General features: G+C 56.4%; 14 protein-coding genes and 5 tRNA genes. 16 read left to right on the top strand and 3 right to left on the bottom strand.

Going from position 1 to position 16,171, the window contains the following annotated elements:
- The first annotated feature begins 9 nt into the window (after positions 1-9).
- The 16 genes from ACR42C_RS17770 (at position 10) to ACR42C_RS17695 (ending at position 11,650) form a co-directional block, all read left to right on the top strand.
- Entirely contained in the window at positions 10-888 is an 879-nt protein-coding gene (locus ACR42C_RS17770; protein WP_479984392.1) for a metal ABC transporter substrate-binding protein, read from the top strand.
- Between the two features lie 129 nt (positions 889-1,017).
- The gene (gene pncC, locus ACR42C_RS17765; RefSeq protein ID WP_061097290.1) at positions 1,018-1,515 is read left to right on the top strand and encodes a nicotinamide-nucleotide amidase; all 498 of its coding nucleotides are present in this window, start codon (positions 1,018-1,020) and stop codon (positions 1,513-1,515) included.
- A gap of 89 nt (positions 1,516-1,604) precedes the next feature.
- Positions 1,605-2,663, top strand: coding sequence for a recombinase RecA (gene recA / locus ACR42C_RS17760; RefSeq protein WP_028014189.1), 1,059 nt, complete (start codon positions 1,605-1,607; stop codon positions 2,661-2,663).
- A gap of 68 nt (positions 2,664-2,731) precedes the next feature.
- Complete coding sequence (recX, locus tag ACR42C_RS17755) at positions 2,732-3,232, top strand: recombination regulator RecX (RefSeq protein ID WP_028014188.1); 501 nt, start codon at positions 2,732-2,734, stop codon at positions 3,230-3,232.
- Between the two features lie 131 nt (positions 3,233-3,363).
- Positions 3,364-5,991 (top strand): alanine--tRNA ligase, encoded by a 2,628-nt coding sequence (gene alaS, locus ACR42C_RS17750; protein WP_479984391.1) that lies wholly within the window; start codon positions 3,364-3,366, stop codon positions 5,989-5,991.
- Positions 5,992-6,232: 241 nt separating this feature from the next.
- Positions 6,233-6,418, top strand: coding sequence for a carbon storage regulator CsrA (gene csrA / locus ACR42C_RS17745; RefSeq protein ID WP_000906486.1), 186 nt, complete (start codon positions 6,233-6,235; stop codon positions 6,416-6,418).
- 342 nt (positions 6,419-6,760) lie between these two features.
- Positions 6,761-6,853 (top strand) — tRNA-Ser (locus ACR42C_RS17740).
- Positions 6,854-6,857: 4 nt separating this feature from the next.
- Positions 6,858-6,934 (top strand) — tRNA-Arg (locus ACR42C_RS17735).
- Positions 6,935-6,998: 64 nt separating this feature from the next.
- A tRNA-Arg gene (locus tag ACR42C_RS17730) sits at positions 6,999-7,075 on the top strand.
- A gap of 29 nt (positions 7,076-7,104) precedes the next feature.
- Positions 7,105-7,181: transfer RNA gene (locus ACR42C_RS17725), tRNA-Arg, on the top strand.
- Between the two features lie 160 nt (positions 7,182-7,341).
- A tRNA-Arg gene (locus tag ACR42C_RS17720) sits at positions 7,342-7,418 on the top strand.
- A gap of 125 nt (positions 7,419-7,543) precedes the next feature.
- Positions 7,544-8,110 (top strand): fructose-1-phosphate/6-phosphogluconate phosphatase, encoded by a 567-nt coding sequence (gene yqaB / locus ACR42C_RS17715; protein ID WP_116343828.1) that lies wholly within the window; start codon positions 7,544-7,546, stop codon positions 8,108-8,110.
- Positions 8,107-8,535, top strand: a complete 429-nt coding sequence (locus ACR42C_RS17710) for a YqaA family protein (protein ID WP_008499541.1) — start codon at positions 8,107-8,109, stop codon at positions 8,533-8,535. Before yqaB ends, ACR42C_RS17710 begins: the two co-directional genes overlap by 4 nt.
- Positions 8,536-8,618: 83 nt before the next feature.
- Positions 8,619-10,163 carry a glutamate--cysteine ligase gene (gene gshA, locus ACR42C_RS17705; protein WP_479984390.1) on the top strand — a complete coding sequence of 515 codons (1,545 nt, stop codon included), beginning with the start codon at positions 8,619-8,621 and terminating at the stop codon, positions 10,161-10,163.
- A gap of 152 nt (positions 10,164-10,315) precedes the next feature.
- On the top strand, positions 10,316-10,831 hold the full coding sequence (luxS, locus tag ACR42C_RS17700; protein WP_014884972.1) for an S-ribosylhomocysteine lyase: 516 nt from the start codon (positions 10,316-10,318) through the stop codon (positions 10,829-10,831).
- A gap of 54 nt (positions 10,832-10,885) precedes the next feature.
- On the top strand, positions 10,886-11,650 hold the full coding sequence (locus tag ACR42C_RS17695) for an AraC family transcriptional regulator (RefSeq protein WP_163330116.1): 765 nt from the start codon (positions 10,886-10,888) through the stop codon (positions 11,648-11,650).
- Here the strand turns inward: ACR42C_RS17695 and leuA are convergent.
- From leuA to emrA, 3 genes are all read right to left on the bottom strand, one after another.
- Positions 11,637-13,292, bottom strand: a complete 1,656-nt coding sequence (leuA, locus tag ACR42C_RS17690) for a 2-isopropylmalate synthase (protein WP_192984386.1) — start codon at positions 13,290-13,292, stop codon at positions 11,637-11,639. The two genes, ACR42C_RS17695 and leuA, sit on opposite strands and share 14 nt — an antisense overlap.
- A 96-nt stretch (positions 13,293-13,388) precedes the next feature.
- Positions 13,389-14,936 carry a multidrug efflux MFS transporter permease subunit EmrB gene (gene emrB / locus ACR42C_RS17685; protein WP_163330118.1) on the bottom strand — a complete coding sequence of 516 codons (1,548 nt, stop codon included), beginning with the start codon at positions 14,934-14,936 and terminating at the stop codon, positions 13,389-13,391.
- A gap of 16 nt (positions 14,937-14,952) precedes the next feature.
- The gene (emrA, locus tag ACR42C_RS17680) at positions 14,953-16,125 is read right to left on the bottom strand and encodes a multidrug efflux MFS transporter periplasmic adaptor subunit EmrA (protein WP_061097297.1); all 1,173 of its coding nucleotides are present in this window, start codon (positions 16,123-16,125) and stop codon (positions 14,953-14,955) included.
- Between the last annotated feature and the right edge of the window lie 46 nt (positions 16,126-16,171).

Below are 16,171 nucleotides of genomic sequence, written 5' to 3'. Positions count from 1 at the left end.
GGGGAAACGATGAAACGTACAGGATTAATCATGGCGCTTGCGCTGGGGATGATGTCGCATAGCGTAATGGCGAAAACGCTGAATGTGGTCACCAGTTTTTCGATACTGGGGGATATCACGCAGGAGGTGGGGGGAGATCGCGTGAACGTGACGACGCTGGTCGGGCCGGACGGCGATCCGCATACCTTCGAACCGTCACCAAAAGACAGCGCGGCGCTGAGCAAGGCTGACGTAGTAGTGGTCAACGGCCTGGGGCTGGAAGGCTGGCTCGACCGTCTGGTTAAAGCCTCCGGGTTCAAAGGGCAGCTGGTTGTCGCCTCAACCGGAGTGAAAACCCACACGCTTGAGGAAGATGGAAAGACCGTGACCGATCCGCACGCCTGGAACAGCGCGGCGAACGGTGCGCTGTATGCACAAAATATTCTGAACGGGCTGGTGAAAGCCGATCCGGAAGACAAAGCGGCGCTGGAGGCTTCAGGGAAGCCGTACATTGCGCAACTGACTCAGCTGGACGGCTGGGCTAAAACACGCTTTAGCCAGATCCCGCAGGAAAAGCGTAAAGTGCTGACCAGCCATGACGCGTTCGGCTATTTTGGCCGCGCTTACGGCGTAACCTTCATGGCACCTCAAGGACTCTCTTCCGAGAGCGAGGCCAGCGCGGCGCAGGTTGCGGAGATTATCAATCAGATTAAAGCCGACGGCGTGAAAACGTGGTTTATGGAAAACCAGCTCGATCCGCGTCTGGTGAAGCAGATTGCGTCGGCGACGGGCGCACAGCCGGGCGGCGAACTTTACCCGGAAGCGCTGTCGGCCAAGGGTGGGGTGGCAGACACCTACGTTAAGGCGTTTCGTCATAATGTCGATACGATTGCGAACAGCATGAAGTAACATTTCTGCAGCCGGTGCGCCCGCACCGGCTTTTTTCTGAAGCCCCCTCGTAAAACCTGAAGCGCATCCCCATATCTGACGAGAAAGTGCTATCTTGTGCTGCACGTTTTTCTCAAGCCTGGAGCAAGAATGACTGACCATGAATTGATGCAGCTTAGCGAGATCGTTGGCCTTGCACTGAAGCAGCGTGGCGCGACAATTACCACCGCAGAATCCTGCACCGGCGGCTGGGTGGCGAAAGCGATTACCGATATCGCCGGCAGTTCCGCCTGGTTTGAACGCGGCTTTGTGACCTACAGTAACGAAGCTAAGGCGCAGATGATTGGCGTGCGCGAAGCCACGCTGGAACAGCATGGCGCGGTCAGTGAACCGGTTGTCATTGAAATGGCCATTGGCGCGCTGAAAGAGGCGCGGGCAGATTACGCCGTTTCCATCAGCGGTATCGCGGGGCCGGACGGCGGCAGCGACGTGAAGCCTGTCGGCACCGTCTGGTTCGGGTTTGCCACGTCCAAAGGGGAAGGGATCACCCGCCGGGAGTGCTTCAGCGGCGATCGTGAAAGCGTGCGTCGTCAGGCAACCGTGTATGCGTTAAAAACGCTCTGGCAACAATTTCTACAAAACACTTGATACTGTATGACCATACAGTATAATTGCACCAACAGAACAGAAGTCCATGGTGAAGCGCAGTTGCTTCTCCCGGCATGACAGGAGTAATAATGGCTATCGACGAAAACAAACAGAAAGCGTTGGCGGCAGCACTGGGCCAGATCGAAAAGCAATTCGGTAAAGGCTCCATCATGCGCCTGGGTGAAGACCGTTCCATGGATGTGGAAACTATCTCCACCGGTTCGCTTTCTCTGGATATCGCACTGGGCGCGGGCGGTTTGCCGATGGGGCGTATCGTAGAAATCTACGGTCCGGAATCCTCAGGTAAAACGACTCTGACCCTGCAGGTTGTTGCAGCGGCGCAGCGCGAAGGTAAAACCTGTGCGTTTATCGATGCCGAGCACGCGCTGGACCCGGTCTATGCCCGTAAGCTGGGCGTTGATATCGACAACCTGCTGTGTTCCCAGCCGGACACCGGCGAGCAGGCGCTGGAGATTTGTGACGCGCTGGCGCGCTCTGGTGCGGTTGATGTGATCATCGTCGACTCCGTTGCGGCGCTGACGCCAAAAGCGGAAATCGAAGGTGAAATCGGTGACTCTCACATGGGCCTCGCGGCACGTATGATGAGCCAGGCGATGCGTAAGCTGGCCGGTAACCTGAAGCAGTCCAATACGCTGCTGATCTTCATCAACCAGATCCGTATGAAAATTGGTGTGATGTTTGGTAACCCGGAAACCACCACCGGTGGTAACGCGCTGAAATTCTACGCCTCTGTCCGTCTGGATATCCGCCGTATCGGCGCGGTGAAAGAGGGCGAGAACGTGGTGGGTAGCGAAACCCGCGTGAAGGTTGTGAAGAACAAAATCGCCGCACCGTTCAAACAGGCTGAGTTCCAGATCCTCTACGGCGAAGGTATCAACTTCCTCGGCGAGCTGGTTGACCTGGGCGTGAAAGAGAAGCTGATTGAAAAAGCGGGCGCCTGGTACAGCTACAACGGTGACAAGATTGGTCAGGGTAAAGCGAATGCTATCTCCTGGCTGAAAGAGAACCCGGCTGCGGCGAAAGAGATTGAGAAGAAGGTGCGAGAGCTTCTGCTGAACAACCAGGACTCCAAACCTGATTTCGTGGTGGATGCTGCGGATGCTGAAGAAACCAACGAAGACTTTTAAGTCTCTCGTGTAAAGATGAAGGGCTGCTGACGCGGCCCTTTTTGCATTTCTGAATCTGCAGGTTTTTTATGAGTGAACCGACATCACGCCGACCCGCCTACGCGCGCTTGCTGGACCGTGCGGTACGCATTCTCGCCGTGCGCGACCACAGTGAGCAGGAGCTGCGGCGGAAGCTGTCAGCGCCCGTCATGAGCAAAAACGGGCCGGAAGAGATTGATGCCACTGCGGAAGACTACGACCGCGTGGTGGCCTGGTGCTATGAGCATCATTACCTGGACGATGACCGCTTTGCCTCGCGCTTTCTCGCCAGCCGCGGCCGTAAAGGGTATGGGCCCGCGCGCATCCGGCAGGAGCTGAACCAGAAAGGGGTAGCCAGGGAGTCCATCGAAAAAGCGATGCGCGAAAGCGACACCGACTGGTGCGAGCTGGCAAAAGAGCAGGCTATTCGTAAATACGGCGAACCGCTGCCGCGTGAATTTTCAGAAAAAGTCAAAATCCAGCGCTTTTTGCTCTACCGCGGCTTTCTGATGGAAGATATTCAGGATATCTGGCGTAATTTTGCCGATTGAACGCATGCGGGATTTTACTTCCCACTAAAGAAAACTTATCTTATTCCCACTTTTTCCAGTAGCTGGTCTGTCCAACGGTTTACCGATACAGGCTGGCTACGACATTTCGTTAGCTTGATTTCAGGATAATTATGAGCAAGAGCACCGCTGAGATCCGTCAGGCGTTTCTCGATTTTTTCCATAGTAAGGGACACCAGGTTGTTGCCAGCAGCTCCCTGGTACCGAACAACGATCCGACTCTGCTGTTTACCAACGCCGGGATGAACCAGTTCAAGGATGTGTTCCTTGGTCTCGACAAGCGTAATTATTCCCGCGCTACAACCTCACAGCGTTGCGTGCGTGCGGGCGGTAAACACAACGACCTGGAAAACGTCGGTTACACCGCGCGTCACCACACCTTCTTCGAAATGCTGGGTAACTTCAGCTTCGGCGACTACTTCAAACACGATGCCATTCAATATGCGTGGGAACTGTTAACCGGTGAAAACTGGTTCAACCTGCCGAAAGAGCGTCTGTGGGTTACCGTCTATGAAACCGATGACGAAGCGTTCGAAATCTGGGAAAAAGAGGTCGGTATCCCGCGCGAGCGTATTATTCGCATCGGTGATAACAAAGGCGCGCCATATGCGTCTGATAACTTCTGGCAGATGGGTGATACCGGTCCTTGCGGTCCGTGCACCGAGATCTTCTACGATCATGGCGACCACATCTGGGGCGGCCCTCCAGGTAGCCCGGAAGAAGACGGCGATCGCTATATTGAGATCTGGAACATCGTCTTCATGCAGTTCAACCGTCAGGCTGACGGCACCATGGAGCCGCTGCCGAAGCCGTCCGTTGATACCGGTATGGGCCTGGAGCGTATCGCCGCGGTTCTGCAGCACGTTAACTCCAACTACGAGATTGACCTGTTCAGCACCCTGATCAAAGCCGTTGCAGAAGTGACCGGCGCGACCGATCTGAACAACAAATCGCTGCGCGTTATCGCAGACCATATTCGTTCCTGTGCGTTCCTGATTGCTGACGGCGTTATTCCGTCGAATGAAAACCGTGGCTACGTGCTGCGTCGCATCATTCGTCGTGCGATCCGTCACGGCAACATGCTGGGCGCGAAAGACACCTTCTTCTACAAACTCGTTGGGCCGCTGATTGGCGTGATGGGTTCAGCCGGTGACGAGCTGAAACGCCAGCAGGCGCAGGTTGAGCAGGTTCTGAAAACCGAAGAAGAGCAGTTTGCCCGTACGCTGGAGCGCGGCCTGGCGCTGCTGGACGAAGAGCTGGCGAAGCTTAAGGGCGACACGCTGGACGGCGAAACCGCTTTCCGCCTGTACGATACCTACGGCTTCCCGGTTGACCTGACGGCGGACGTTTGCCGCGAGCGCAACATCAAGGTTGATGAAGCAGGCTTTGAAGCCGCGATGGAAGAGCAGCGTCGCCGTGCGCGTGAATCCAGCGGTTTCGGTGCAGACTACAACGCGATGATCCGCGTTGATAGCGCGTCTGAATTTAAAGGTTATGAAGCGCTGGAACTGACCGGCAAAGTGACCGCCCTGTTTGTTGACGGTAAAGCCGTAGACAGCATCAGCGCGGGCCAGGAAGCCGTCGTCATTCTGGACAAAACCCCGTTCTATGCGGAATCCGGTGGCCAGGTTGGCGATAAAGGCGAACTGAAAGGCAACGGCTTTAGCTTCAGCGTAAGCGACACCCAGAAATACGGTCAGGCGATTGGTCACCAGGGCAAACTGGTTTCCGGTTCTCTGAAAGTGGGCGAGGGCGTACAGGCTAACGTTGATGAAGCACGCCGCGCGCGTATTCGCCTGAACCACTCTGCAACCCACCTGATGCACGCTGCTCTGCGCGACGTGCTGGGCACCCACGTTGCACAGAAAGGTTCTCTGGTTAACGACAAGGTGTTGCGTTTCGACTTCTCGCATTTTGAAGCGATGAAACCGTCTGAAATCCGCGCGGTGGAAGACCTGGTGAACGCGCAGATCCGTCGTAACCTGCCAATCGAGACCCACATCATGGATCTTGAGGACGCGAAGAAAAAAGGTGCGATGGCGCTGTTTGGCGAGAAATATGACGAGCGCGTTCGCGTGCTGAGCATGGGTGACTTCTCTACCGAGCTGTGCGGCGGTACTCACGCCTCGCGCACCGGTGACATCGGCCTGTTCCGCATTGTTTCCGAATCCGGTACGGCGGCAGGTGTGCGTCGTATTGAAGCGGTAACCGGTGAAGGCGCAATCGCCAGCCTGCATGCGCAGAGCGATCAGCTGCACGACATCGCGCAGCTGCTGAAAGGCGATAGCCAGAACCTGAGCGAGAAAGTGCGCGTTGCGCTGGATCGTACCCGTCAGCTGGAAAAAGAACTTCAGCAGCTGAAAGAACAGGCTGCGGCGCAGGAGAGTGCAAACCTCTCCAGCAAAGCGGTAGACATTAAGGGCGTCAAACTGCTGGTCAGCGATCTGGCGGGCGTGGAGCCTAAGATGCTGCGTACTATGGTCGACGATCTGAAGAACCAGCTTGGTTCAACGGTTATCGTGCTGGCGACGGTGGCAGAAGGTAAGGTTTCTCTGATTGCGGGCGTCTCTAAGGATGTGACCGACCGCGTTAAAGCAGGGGAACTGATTGGTATGGTCGCCCAGCAGGTGGGCGGTAAGGGTGGCGGTCGTTCGGACATGGCGCAAGCCGGTGGTACGGATGCGGCGGCACTTCCTGCAGCATTAGCCAGCGTTGAAAGCTGGGTGAGCGCGAAATTGTAATAACTACAAAGCACAATCAGACGCCATAGCGGTAACGTTATGGCGTCTTGTTCACTGTGCTATCGATAACGATAAAGTCAGGTTGAGTTTGTGTATATCGGCTAAACTTACGTTTAACAGAATGTGATGCCGTGACTGCTTACACTTTACGTGTTTGTCATCGCTTACTTTTTGGCGTTATATGATGGATAATGCCGGGATACAAGAGACCCGACTCTTTTAATCTTTCAAGGAGCAAAGAATGCTGATTCTGACTCGTCGAGTTGGTGAGACCCTCATGATTGGGGATGAGGTCACCGTGACAGTTTTAGGGGTAAAGGGTAACCAGGTACGTATTGGTGTTAACGCTCCTAAAGAAGTATCTGTCCACCGTGAAGAGATCTACCAGCGTATCCAGGCTGAAAAATCCCAGCAGTCCAGTTACTGATATTGTCGCGTCTCGCTGTCGGGCGAGACGCAACCCTCCCGCTATTTTTCCTGCTTAAAGTTACCGTTTAATTTCAATCGCTCTCTTTTTAACCACTACGTTGCCCTTAACTCGTCTCAACACCGCCATTTCGTCAGATGTTTTCTGTGGCGTTGCCTGCAAAATCCGCTTATAAAACACCCTCTTTGCGGCTTTTACATGCGAATTGCGTGTGATTTGTGCAAACGATAAAAGCTTTTGGAAAATTGTTTGACTTATAAGTCCCAGAAAGTAATATATGCGCCACGCAGCGACGAGAAGCTCTTAACGAGTAACTCGAAGCACTCGAAAGAGGCGTTGTGTGGTGAGGTGGCCGAGAGGCTGAAGGCGCTCCCCTGCTAAGGGAGTATGCGGTCAAAAGCTGCATCCGGGGTTCGAATCCCCGCCTCACCGCCATTTTGCATCCGTAGCTCAGCTGGATAGAGTACTCGGCTACGAACCGAGCGGTCGGAGGTTCGAATCCTCCCGGATGCACCATCTATTACTTCATATTGCTTTAGAAGTGATATGAATATCGAGCAGTACAGTAGTAAATCCCGATGCATCCGTAGCTCAGCTGGATAGAGTACTCGGCTACGAACCGAGCGGTCGGAGGTTCGAATCCTCCCGGATGCACCATTTACTATTTCTGAAAGCAGTACCCTGATGCATCCGTAGCTCAGCTGGATAGAGTACTCGGCTACGAACCGAGCGGTCGGAGGTTCGAATCCTCCCGGATGCACCATATTCTCCGAGATAATAGCCACGCTGTTGTTTCAAGGTCTGCGAGTTAATCGCGAGTACCAGGGAGGATAACGTTGCTTCAGCAACGGCCTGCAGGGCGAGGCGCAGCCGAGTAATCCTCCCGGATGCACCATTTACTGTTTCTAAAAGCATTTCCCGATGCATCCGTAGCTCAGCTGGATAGAGTACTCGGCTACGAACCGAGCGGTCGGAGGTTCGAATCCTCCCGGATGCACCATCTCTTCTGCCTTTCCCTTCGATGTTTAGTTCTTAATCACTCTCGTTGTTATCATTTCGCAATCAGCGACAAAAACCACCTTTTACGATAAAGTAATGCTTTGTTAATCGTTTAGCGAGAGCACGATGTACGCACAGTATGACGGTTTGATCTTCGACATGGATGGCACCATCCTGGATACCGAACCCACGCATCGTCAAGCCTGGACCGAGGTCCTTGGTCGCTACGGCATGCGTTTCGACCTTCAGGCGATGATTGCCCTCAACGGATCCCCTACCTGGCGTATTGCGCAGGCCGTGATTGAACTGAATCAGGCCGATCTCGACCCACACCTTCTCGCGCGTGAAAAAACCGATGCGGTAAAAGCCATGCTTTTAGATACCGTACGCCCTCTGCCACTGATTGATGTGGTAAAAGAGTGGCACGGGCGTCGCCCGATGTCTGTCGGTACGGGCAGCGAGAGCGCGATAGCAGAAGCGTTGCTCAACCATCTTGGCCTGCGCCACTATTTTTCTGCCGTGGTTGCCGCCGATCATGTTAAAAATCACAAGCCCGCACCGGACACCTTTCTGCTCTGCGCAGAATTAATGGGCGTACCGGCGGCAAAATGCGTCGTGTTTGAAGATGCCGATTTCGGTATTCAGGCCGCGCGTGATGCCGGAATGGATGCGGTGGATGTGCGCTTGCTGTGAGTGACGCGCTGTCACTTGCCTCATTATTCGCCAGCAGTTTTCTAAGCGCCACGCTGTTACCGGGAAATTCGGAAGTGGTGCTGGTGGCGATGCTGTTGTCCGGCGTCAGTCAGCCCTGGCTGCTTGTATTAATAGCAACAATGGGTAATAGCCTTGGAGGGCTGACTAACGTTATTCTTGGGCGTTTCTTTCCGCTGCGCGAAAAGTCGCGCTGGCAGGAAAAGGCAGTCGGCTGGCTAAAACGCTATGGCGCTGCCACGCTGTTATTAAGCTGGATGCCTGTAATAGGCGATTTACTGTGTCTGCTGGCGGGATGGATGCGCATCTCCTGGGGACCGGTGCTCTTTTTTTTGTGCCTTGGCAAGGCGTTGCGCTATGTTCTCGTGGCGTGGGCAACACTACAGGGTATGACGTGGTGGCACTAATTGGTGGAATGAATACGCGACCTTCAATCGTCAACCATTACAATTATGCTGAGTAACATTACTTTGACAGGCGGGAGGTCAATTTGATCCCGGACGTATCTCAGGCGCTGGCCTGGCTGGAAAACCACCCTCAGGCTCTGAAGGGTATTCAGCGTGGTCTTGAGCGTGAAACGCTGCGCGTTAACGCGGACGGTAGCTTAGCGACGACGGGTCACCCGAAGGCGTTAGGCTCGGCGCTGACACATAAATGGATCACAACCGATTTCGCTGAAGCGCTGCTGGAGTTCATTACGCCGGTGGACGGCGATATCGATCATATGCTGACGATCCTGCGCGACATCCATCGCTACACTGCGCGCAATCTTGGCGATGAGCGCATGTGGCCGCTCAGCATGCCGTGCTATATCGAGCAGGGCCAGGAGATTGAGCTGGCGCAGTACGGCACGTCAAACATTGGCCGGCTGAAAACGCTCTATCGCGAAGGTCTGAAAAATCGCTACGGCGCACTCATGCAGACTATCTCTGGCGTGCACTACAATTTCTCTTTGCCGATGGCGTTCTGGCAGGCGAAGGGGGGAGAAACGGATAAAGAAGCGATCTCCGCCGGTTATTTCCGTCTGATCCGCAACTATTACCGTTTCGGCTGGGTGATTCCGTATCTGTTTGGCGCGTCGCCTGCCATTTGCTCATCGTTCCTGCAGGGGAAACCGACCACGCTGCCGTTCGAAAAGACGGAGTGCGGAATGTACTATCTCCCGTACGCGACTTCTCTGCGCATGAGCGATCTGGGCTATACCAATAAATCGCAAAGCAATCTCGGTATTACGTTTAACGAATTGCACGAATATGTGGCAGGATTGAAGCGGGCGATCAAAACCCCGTCGGAAGAGTACGCGAAAATCGGCCTCGAAAAAGACGGAAAGCGCCTGCAAATCAACAGTAACGTATTGCAGATTGAAAACGAACTGTATGCGCCAATTCGTCCGAAGCGCGTGACGCGCAGCGGAGAAACGCCGTCGGATGCGCTGCAGCGCGGCGGCATTGAATACATTGAAGTGCGCTCGCTGGACATCAACCCGTTCTCACCGATTGGCGTTGACGAGCAGCAGGTTCGCTTCCTGGATCTGTTTATGGTCTGGTGCGCGCTGGCGGATGCGCCGGAAATGAGTTCAGATGAATTGCTTTGTACGCGCACGAACTGGAACCGCGTAATTCTGGAAGGGCGCAAGCCTGGCCTGACGTTAGGCATTGGCTGCGAAACGGCGCAGTTCCCGCTGGCTAAGGTGGGTAAAGATCTGTTCCACGACCTGAAGCGTGTTGCCCGGACAATGGACAGCATCGACGGCGGCGACGCGTATCAACAGATCTGCGACCAGCTGGTGGAAAGTTTTGATAATCCGGAACTGACGTTCTCTGCGCGCATTCTGCGTTCTATGATTGATCAGGGCATTGGCGGCACGGGGCGTTCACTCTCAGCGGAGTACCGTGAGATGCTGATGCAGGAGCCGTTAGAAGTGCTGAGCGAAGCGGATTTTGTCGCGGAACGCGAGGCGTCCGTTGTGCGTCAGACAGAGGTTGAAGCGGCGGATACCGAGTCGTTTGAGGCGTTTCTGGCGAAGCAGGCTTAAGCAGAAAAGAAAAAGGCCACATCGCTGTGGCCAAAATATACATCTCTGAATTCAGGGATGATGATAACAAATGCGCGTCTTTCATATACTCAGACGCGCGTTCTGTAGAAGAGTTCAGTTTATTTTAAAAAAATCACTATCGGAGGTGACGTATGCCGTTATTAGATAGCTTTACTGTCGACCATACCCGTATGGAAGCACCTGCAGTCCGCGTGGCGAAGACCATGCACACCCCGCACGGCGACACGATCACCGTCTTCGATCTGCGCTTCTGCGTGCCGAATAAAGAAGTGATGCCGGAGAAAGGCATTCACACTCTGGAACACCTGTTCGCCGGTTTCATGCGTGACCACCTGAACGGCAACGGCGTTGAGATCATCGACATTTCTCCGATGGGCTGCCGTACCGGCTTTTACATGAGCCTGATTGGTCAGCCGGAAGAGAAACGCGTCGCCGATGCGTGGAAAGCGGCCATGGAAGACGTGCTGAAGGTGAAAGAGCAGAACCAAATCCCTGAGCTGAACGTTTACCAGTGCGGAACTTACCAGATGCACTCTCTGGAAGAAGCGCAGGACATTGCCCGTCACATCATCGAGCGTGATGTTCGCGTGAACAGCAACGAAGAGCTGGCCCTGCCAAAAGAAAAACTGCAGGAGCTGCACATCTAGTGCACCTTTTCCCTCTCCCACCGGGAGAGGGTAGGGTGAGGGTGGTTTAACCCCATGACCACAACCTCTACGTTCTCCTTTACCCATCGTCCCCTCGTTCCGTTTGCCCATGATTACGTTCACGGCGACAGCGAGCCGTGGCACGAGCACGACTGCGCACAGCTGCTGCACAGCCTGACGGGCGTCGTGCGGGTCGATACGGCATCAGGCTGTTGGGTTGTTCCTCCCGGGCGCGGCGTCTGGCTACCGGCGGGAACACAGCACTCGCTTCGCATCACCGGCAACGTTGCAGCGCGAACGCTGTTTGTCGATCCGCTGGCGCGGGCCGATCTCCCGGCCACCTGCCAGATCGTGCAGATCGCACCGCTGTTGCGCGAGCTTATCCTCGTCTCCCTTACTTTACCTGAATCGTACTCACCGGGAAGCCGGGATGAGCGCGTCTATGAGCTCATTCTGGATGAAATTCGCACTATGCCGGTGCTGCCGTTTCACCTGCCGGAGCCGGAAAGTGAAGCGTTACGCCAGCTGTGTCGGCAGGTCCGTCAGTCACCAGGTGAAAGCTGGAGCGGTCAACAGAGCGCGAGCCTGCTGGGCATGAGCGAGCGCACCCTGAACCGCCATTTTCAGCAGCAAACGGGATTAAGCTACGGCGAGTGGTTGAGAAGGGCGCGTCTGCTGGAAGCCTTAGTGCGGCTGGCGCAGGGCCAGCCGGTATTACGCGTGGCGCTGGATCTTGGATACGGCAGCCACAGCGCCTTTACGGCAATGTTCCGCCGGGTGATGGGCCTTTCACCCAGCGATTACTTTAAGAACGACTAACCGCGTTAAACAGAGCCTGAAGCGACGCGCGCGCCACGTCGCTGTCAATGCCCACGCCCCAGCTGCTGGTGCCGTCCTGGAACAGGCAGCGAATATAGGCCACCGAGCGGCTGTCGCTGCGTTCACCCAGCGTATGCTCGTGATAATCCTTAATCACAAACGGCGCGTTGACCCAGCGGCTTAAACCCTGAGCGGCAGCGGAGAGCAGCCCGTTACCCTGACCCTCCAGCTGACGGGTTCCCCTCTGCGTGACGACGCTTGCCGTCAGCCGCAGCTGGCCATCCTGCTGGCCGTCACTGCGGTAGGATTGCAGCGCAAACTGCGGCGTGGTCACCAGCCCGTAGCGGGTGCGGAACAGCTGCCAAAGCGCGTTCTGCGTCATCTCTTTTCCGTGGCGGTCGGTTTCCTGCTGCACGTGCTGGCTGAAATCCTGCTGCAGGGCGCGGGGCAGTTTCAGCCCATGATTTTGCTCGATAAGCCACGCGCTGCCGCTTTTTCCTGACTGGCTGTTCACGCGGATCACCGCTTCGTAGGTGCAGCCGATATCCTGTGGATCGACGGGCAGATAGGGCATCTCCCAGCGATCGCCAGGCCTGCGGGCATCAAAGCCTTTCTTGATGGCATCCTGGTGCGAGCCGGAGAAAGCAGTATAGGCCAGCCGTCCTGCCCAGGGATGGCGCGGGTGCACCGGCAGCTGATTGCAGGTTTCCACTGTTTCCACCACCCGGTTCATGTCGCTGAAATCCAGATTCGGGCTAATGCCCTGGCTGTAGAGGTTCATCGCCAGCGTCACCAGACAGACGTTGCCCGTGCGTTCACCGTTGCCGAACAGGCAGCCCTCCACGCGGTCCGCGCCCGCCATTACGGCCAACTCGGCGCTGGCAACGCCGGTACCTCGGTCATTATGCGGATGCACGCTGATGCAGACGTCGCGGCGGCGGCTGAAGTGGCGACAGAAATACTCAATTTGGTCGGCATAGACGTTTGGCGTGCTGACCTCGACGGTGGCGGGTAAGTTGATAATCATCGGACGCGCATCGCACGGCTGCCAGATCTCCGCCACGGCTTCACAAATCTCCAGCGCAAACTCCGGCTCGGTAAAGCAGAAGGTTTCCGGGGAGTACTCGTACTGCCAGCAGGTATCCGGGTTCTCTTCGCACAGCTGGCGGATAAGGCGCGTGGCGCGCGTGGCCAGCTCAACGATCTGCGCTTTCTCCATGCCGAATACCAGGCGGCGGAACAGCGGGGCGGTGGCGTTATACAGGTGGATGGTCGCCTGCTTCGCGCCACGCAGGGATTCGAAAGTGCGATGAATGAGATCTTCCCGCGCCTGAGTTAACACCTGAATCGTGACGTCATCCGGGATGCGGTTCTCTTCGATCAGTTGGCGCACAAAGTTGAAGTCGGTCTGCGAGGCGGACGGGAAGGCCACCTCTATTTCTTTAAACCCGCAACCCAGCAGCAGGTCCCAGAACTGCAGCTTGCGCGCGCTGTCCATCGGCTCGGCAAGCGCCTGGTTGCCGTCGCGTAAGTCGGTCGAGAGCCAGCGCGGCGCGCGGGTGATGCGTTGCTCCGGCCAGCGACGGTCGGGCAATGAAACGGTGGGATAGGGTTGGTATTTGTCGGCGGGTGTGTTCAGCATGATGCGCTCCTGTTGTCTTTTCACTATCGTGAATTGATTTCAGGAGCGCTGCTTTATCGAAACTGACAATCGCTGTCGCGTTCTGGACAACGCGAATTAGTGCGCGCCACCGCCGCCGCTACCGGCGCCAAACGGCGGTTTAGCAAACCACACCAGCCCCAGCAGGACGATGAAGATCCCCGCCGATATCCAGAAAATCTCGTTCGCCGAGATAATCAGCCCCTGGTTAGTGATCTGCTGGGCAATCCAGCCGGAGGCCTGCTGCTCCGTCATCCCCATCCCCTCAAGCTGGCTGTACATCTGCTGAGCGTTAGGGTTGAACGGGTTCACCGCTTCGGTCAGCTGGGCATGGTGCATCGATTCACGGTTGGTCCACAGCGTGGTGGTGATCGACGTCCCGATAGAGCCCGCCAGCGTACGGGTGAAGTTCGACAGGCTCGATGCTGCCGCCATGCGCTCGGGCGGCAAGCCGGAGAGCGTAATGGTGGTCAGCGGCATAAAGAAGCACGCCACGGCAAAGCCCTGAATGAACTGCGGCCACGCGGAGGCGCCAAAGTCCATTCCCGGTTCGAACGTATACGCGCGCCAGTAGAAGCACACGGCGTACATAATGAAGCTGAACGTCACCAGCCTGCGCATGTCGAGCTTATGGGCAAAGCGGCCAATAATCGGCGACAGCAGAACCGGTATTAACCCGACAGGTGCAGACGCCAGCCCCGCCCAGGTCGCGGTATAACCGTACACCTCCTGCAGCAGCTGCGGCAGCAGAACAATCGCGCCGAAGTAGAGCATATAGGCGAGGCTGATACACAGACAGCCGATGGTGAAGTTTCGCGATTTGAAGAGCGAGAGATCGACTATCGGGTTATCGTCCGTCAGCTCCCAGACAATCAGGAAGCTAATGGCGACCACGGCGACCACCGTCAGCACGATGATTTCCGTAGAGGCAAACCAGTCCAGCTCTTTACCGCGGTCGAGCATGATCTGCAGGCTACCGATGCCGACAACCAGCAGCGCCAGCCCGATGCCGTCAATGCGCCGCTGTTCGGTCCGCGTTTCGCGACCGCGCAGAGACTGCAGCGTCATCAGCACCACCAGCGCACCGATGGGCACGTTGATGAAGAAGATCCAGCCCCAGTGGTAGTTATCGCTAATATAGCCGCCGAGGATAGGCCCGCAAATCGGCGCGACAATCACGGTCATCGACCACAGCGCCAGCGCGATGGAGCGTTTGGCAGGCGGATAGTTGTTCAGCAGCAAACTCTGGGACAGCGGGATCAGCGGCCCGGCGACAATCCCCTGAATGACGCGGAAGAAGATCAGCATCGTCAGGCTGCTGGACATGCCGCACGCCCAGGAGGCCAGCACGAACAGGATTGTCGACCAGAGGAACAGCTTCACCTCACCGACGCGCTTCGCCAGCCAGCCGGTGATCGGAATGGAGATGGCGTTTGCCACCCCAAACGAGGTAATGACCCAGGTCCCCTGGCTCAGCGACGAGCCAAGGTTACCGGCGATCGTTGGGATCGCCACGTTTGCGATGGTGGAGTCCAGCACCTGCATGAATGTCGCCAGCGACAGCGCGATGGTCATAATGACCAGCTGCGCGCCTTCCAGCGGTTTTTGCGGCTTTTGCTGTTGCATAACGCTCACCTTCGGATTAACCGGCGTTTGCCTTCACGATGTCATCGATCAGCTTGTTGACCGGATCGAGGCTAATTTCACGGGCGTTACTTTCATAAGCCGGCGTGCTTCGCACCTGGCTTGCGAGGATTTGACCGTCGCGGTTGGCGGTATCGACCGTCACAAGCGTTGAGAGGCCGATACGCAGCGGGTGATCCGCCAGCTGTTTGGCATCCAGTTCGATACGCACGGGCAGACGCTGAACCACTTTGATCCAGTTACCGGTGGCGTTCTGCGCAGGCAGCAGGGAGAAGGCGCTGCCGGTCCCCATATCCAGGCCAACCACTTTCCCGGTGTACTTCACGTCATCGCCGTAGATGTCGCTGACGACCGTCGCGGTCTGGCCGATACGCATATGGGCAAGCTGCGTCTCTTTAAAGTTAGCGTCTACCCACAGGTTGTCTGCCGGCACGACCGCCATCAGCGGCGTGGTTGGGCTAATCTGCGCTCCTGGCTGGACGGAACGGCGGGAGACGTAACCGGTCATCGGGCTGACGATTTTAGTACGCTGCAGGGCAAGCCACGCGTTGCGCACTTCGGTCGCCGCCTGCTGCACGGCGGGCTGGTTTTCCAGGCTGGTGCCGAGCACCATCGCCTGGTTGGCGTTGTACTGCTGAATGGCCACGTCAAGCTGTGCCTGAGCGCTGGCAACCGCGTCGCGCGCGTGCTGCAGCTCTTCACGGCCAATCAGGTTGGCGGTGCCGAGCGGAACGCGGCGGTTCAGGTCGCTCTGCGCCTGCGCCAGCGCGGTTTTCTGCACGTCGATGTTGGCCTGCAGCTGCTTACTGTTGATCATCAGCTGGCGGGTCTGACGGACGCTGGAGGCCAGCGCGGTCTGGGCTTTCTCAAAGGCCTGCTGGGCATCGGTTGGATCGAGGGTCACCAACACATCGCCTTTTTGCACAAAGTCGGTATTGTCAGCCCAGACTTTCGTCACGCTGCCCGACACCTGCGCCATAATCTGTACCTGGTTCCCTGCCACGTATGCGTCGTCAGTCTCTTCTGCATGACGCAATACTAAAAACCAATAGATCCCATATGCCACGGCAATAATAATAAAGAGCAAGGTCAACAGAAGAAGGGCACTTTTACGTTTGCCTTTCTTGTTGGCCGGTTGCTGCGGGGTAGTGCTCTCCGCATTTGCGCTCATTGTTGTTCTCCACGATCTTCTTATTTTCACATCGGCTGAGCCGACC

It is taken from the genome of Enterobacter sp. MG-EB028 (genome assembly GCF_056673305.1).
The sequence above is the reverse complement of the archived record's forward strand: the minus strand, read 5'-3'. Positions and strand labels throughout refer to the sequence as shown.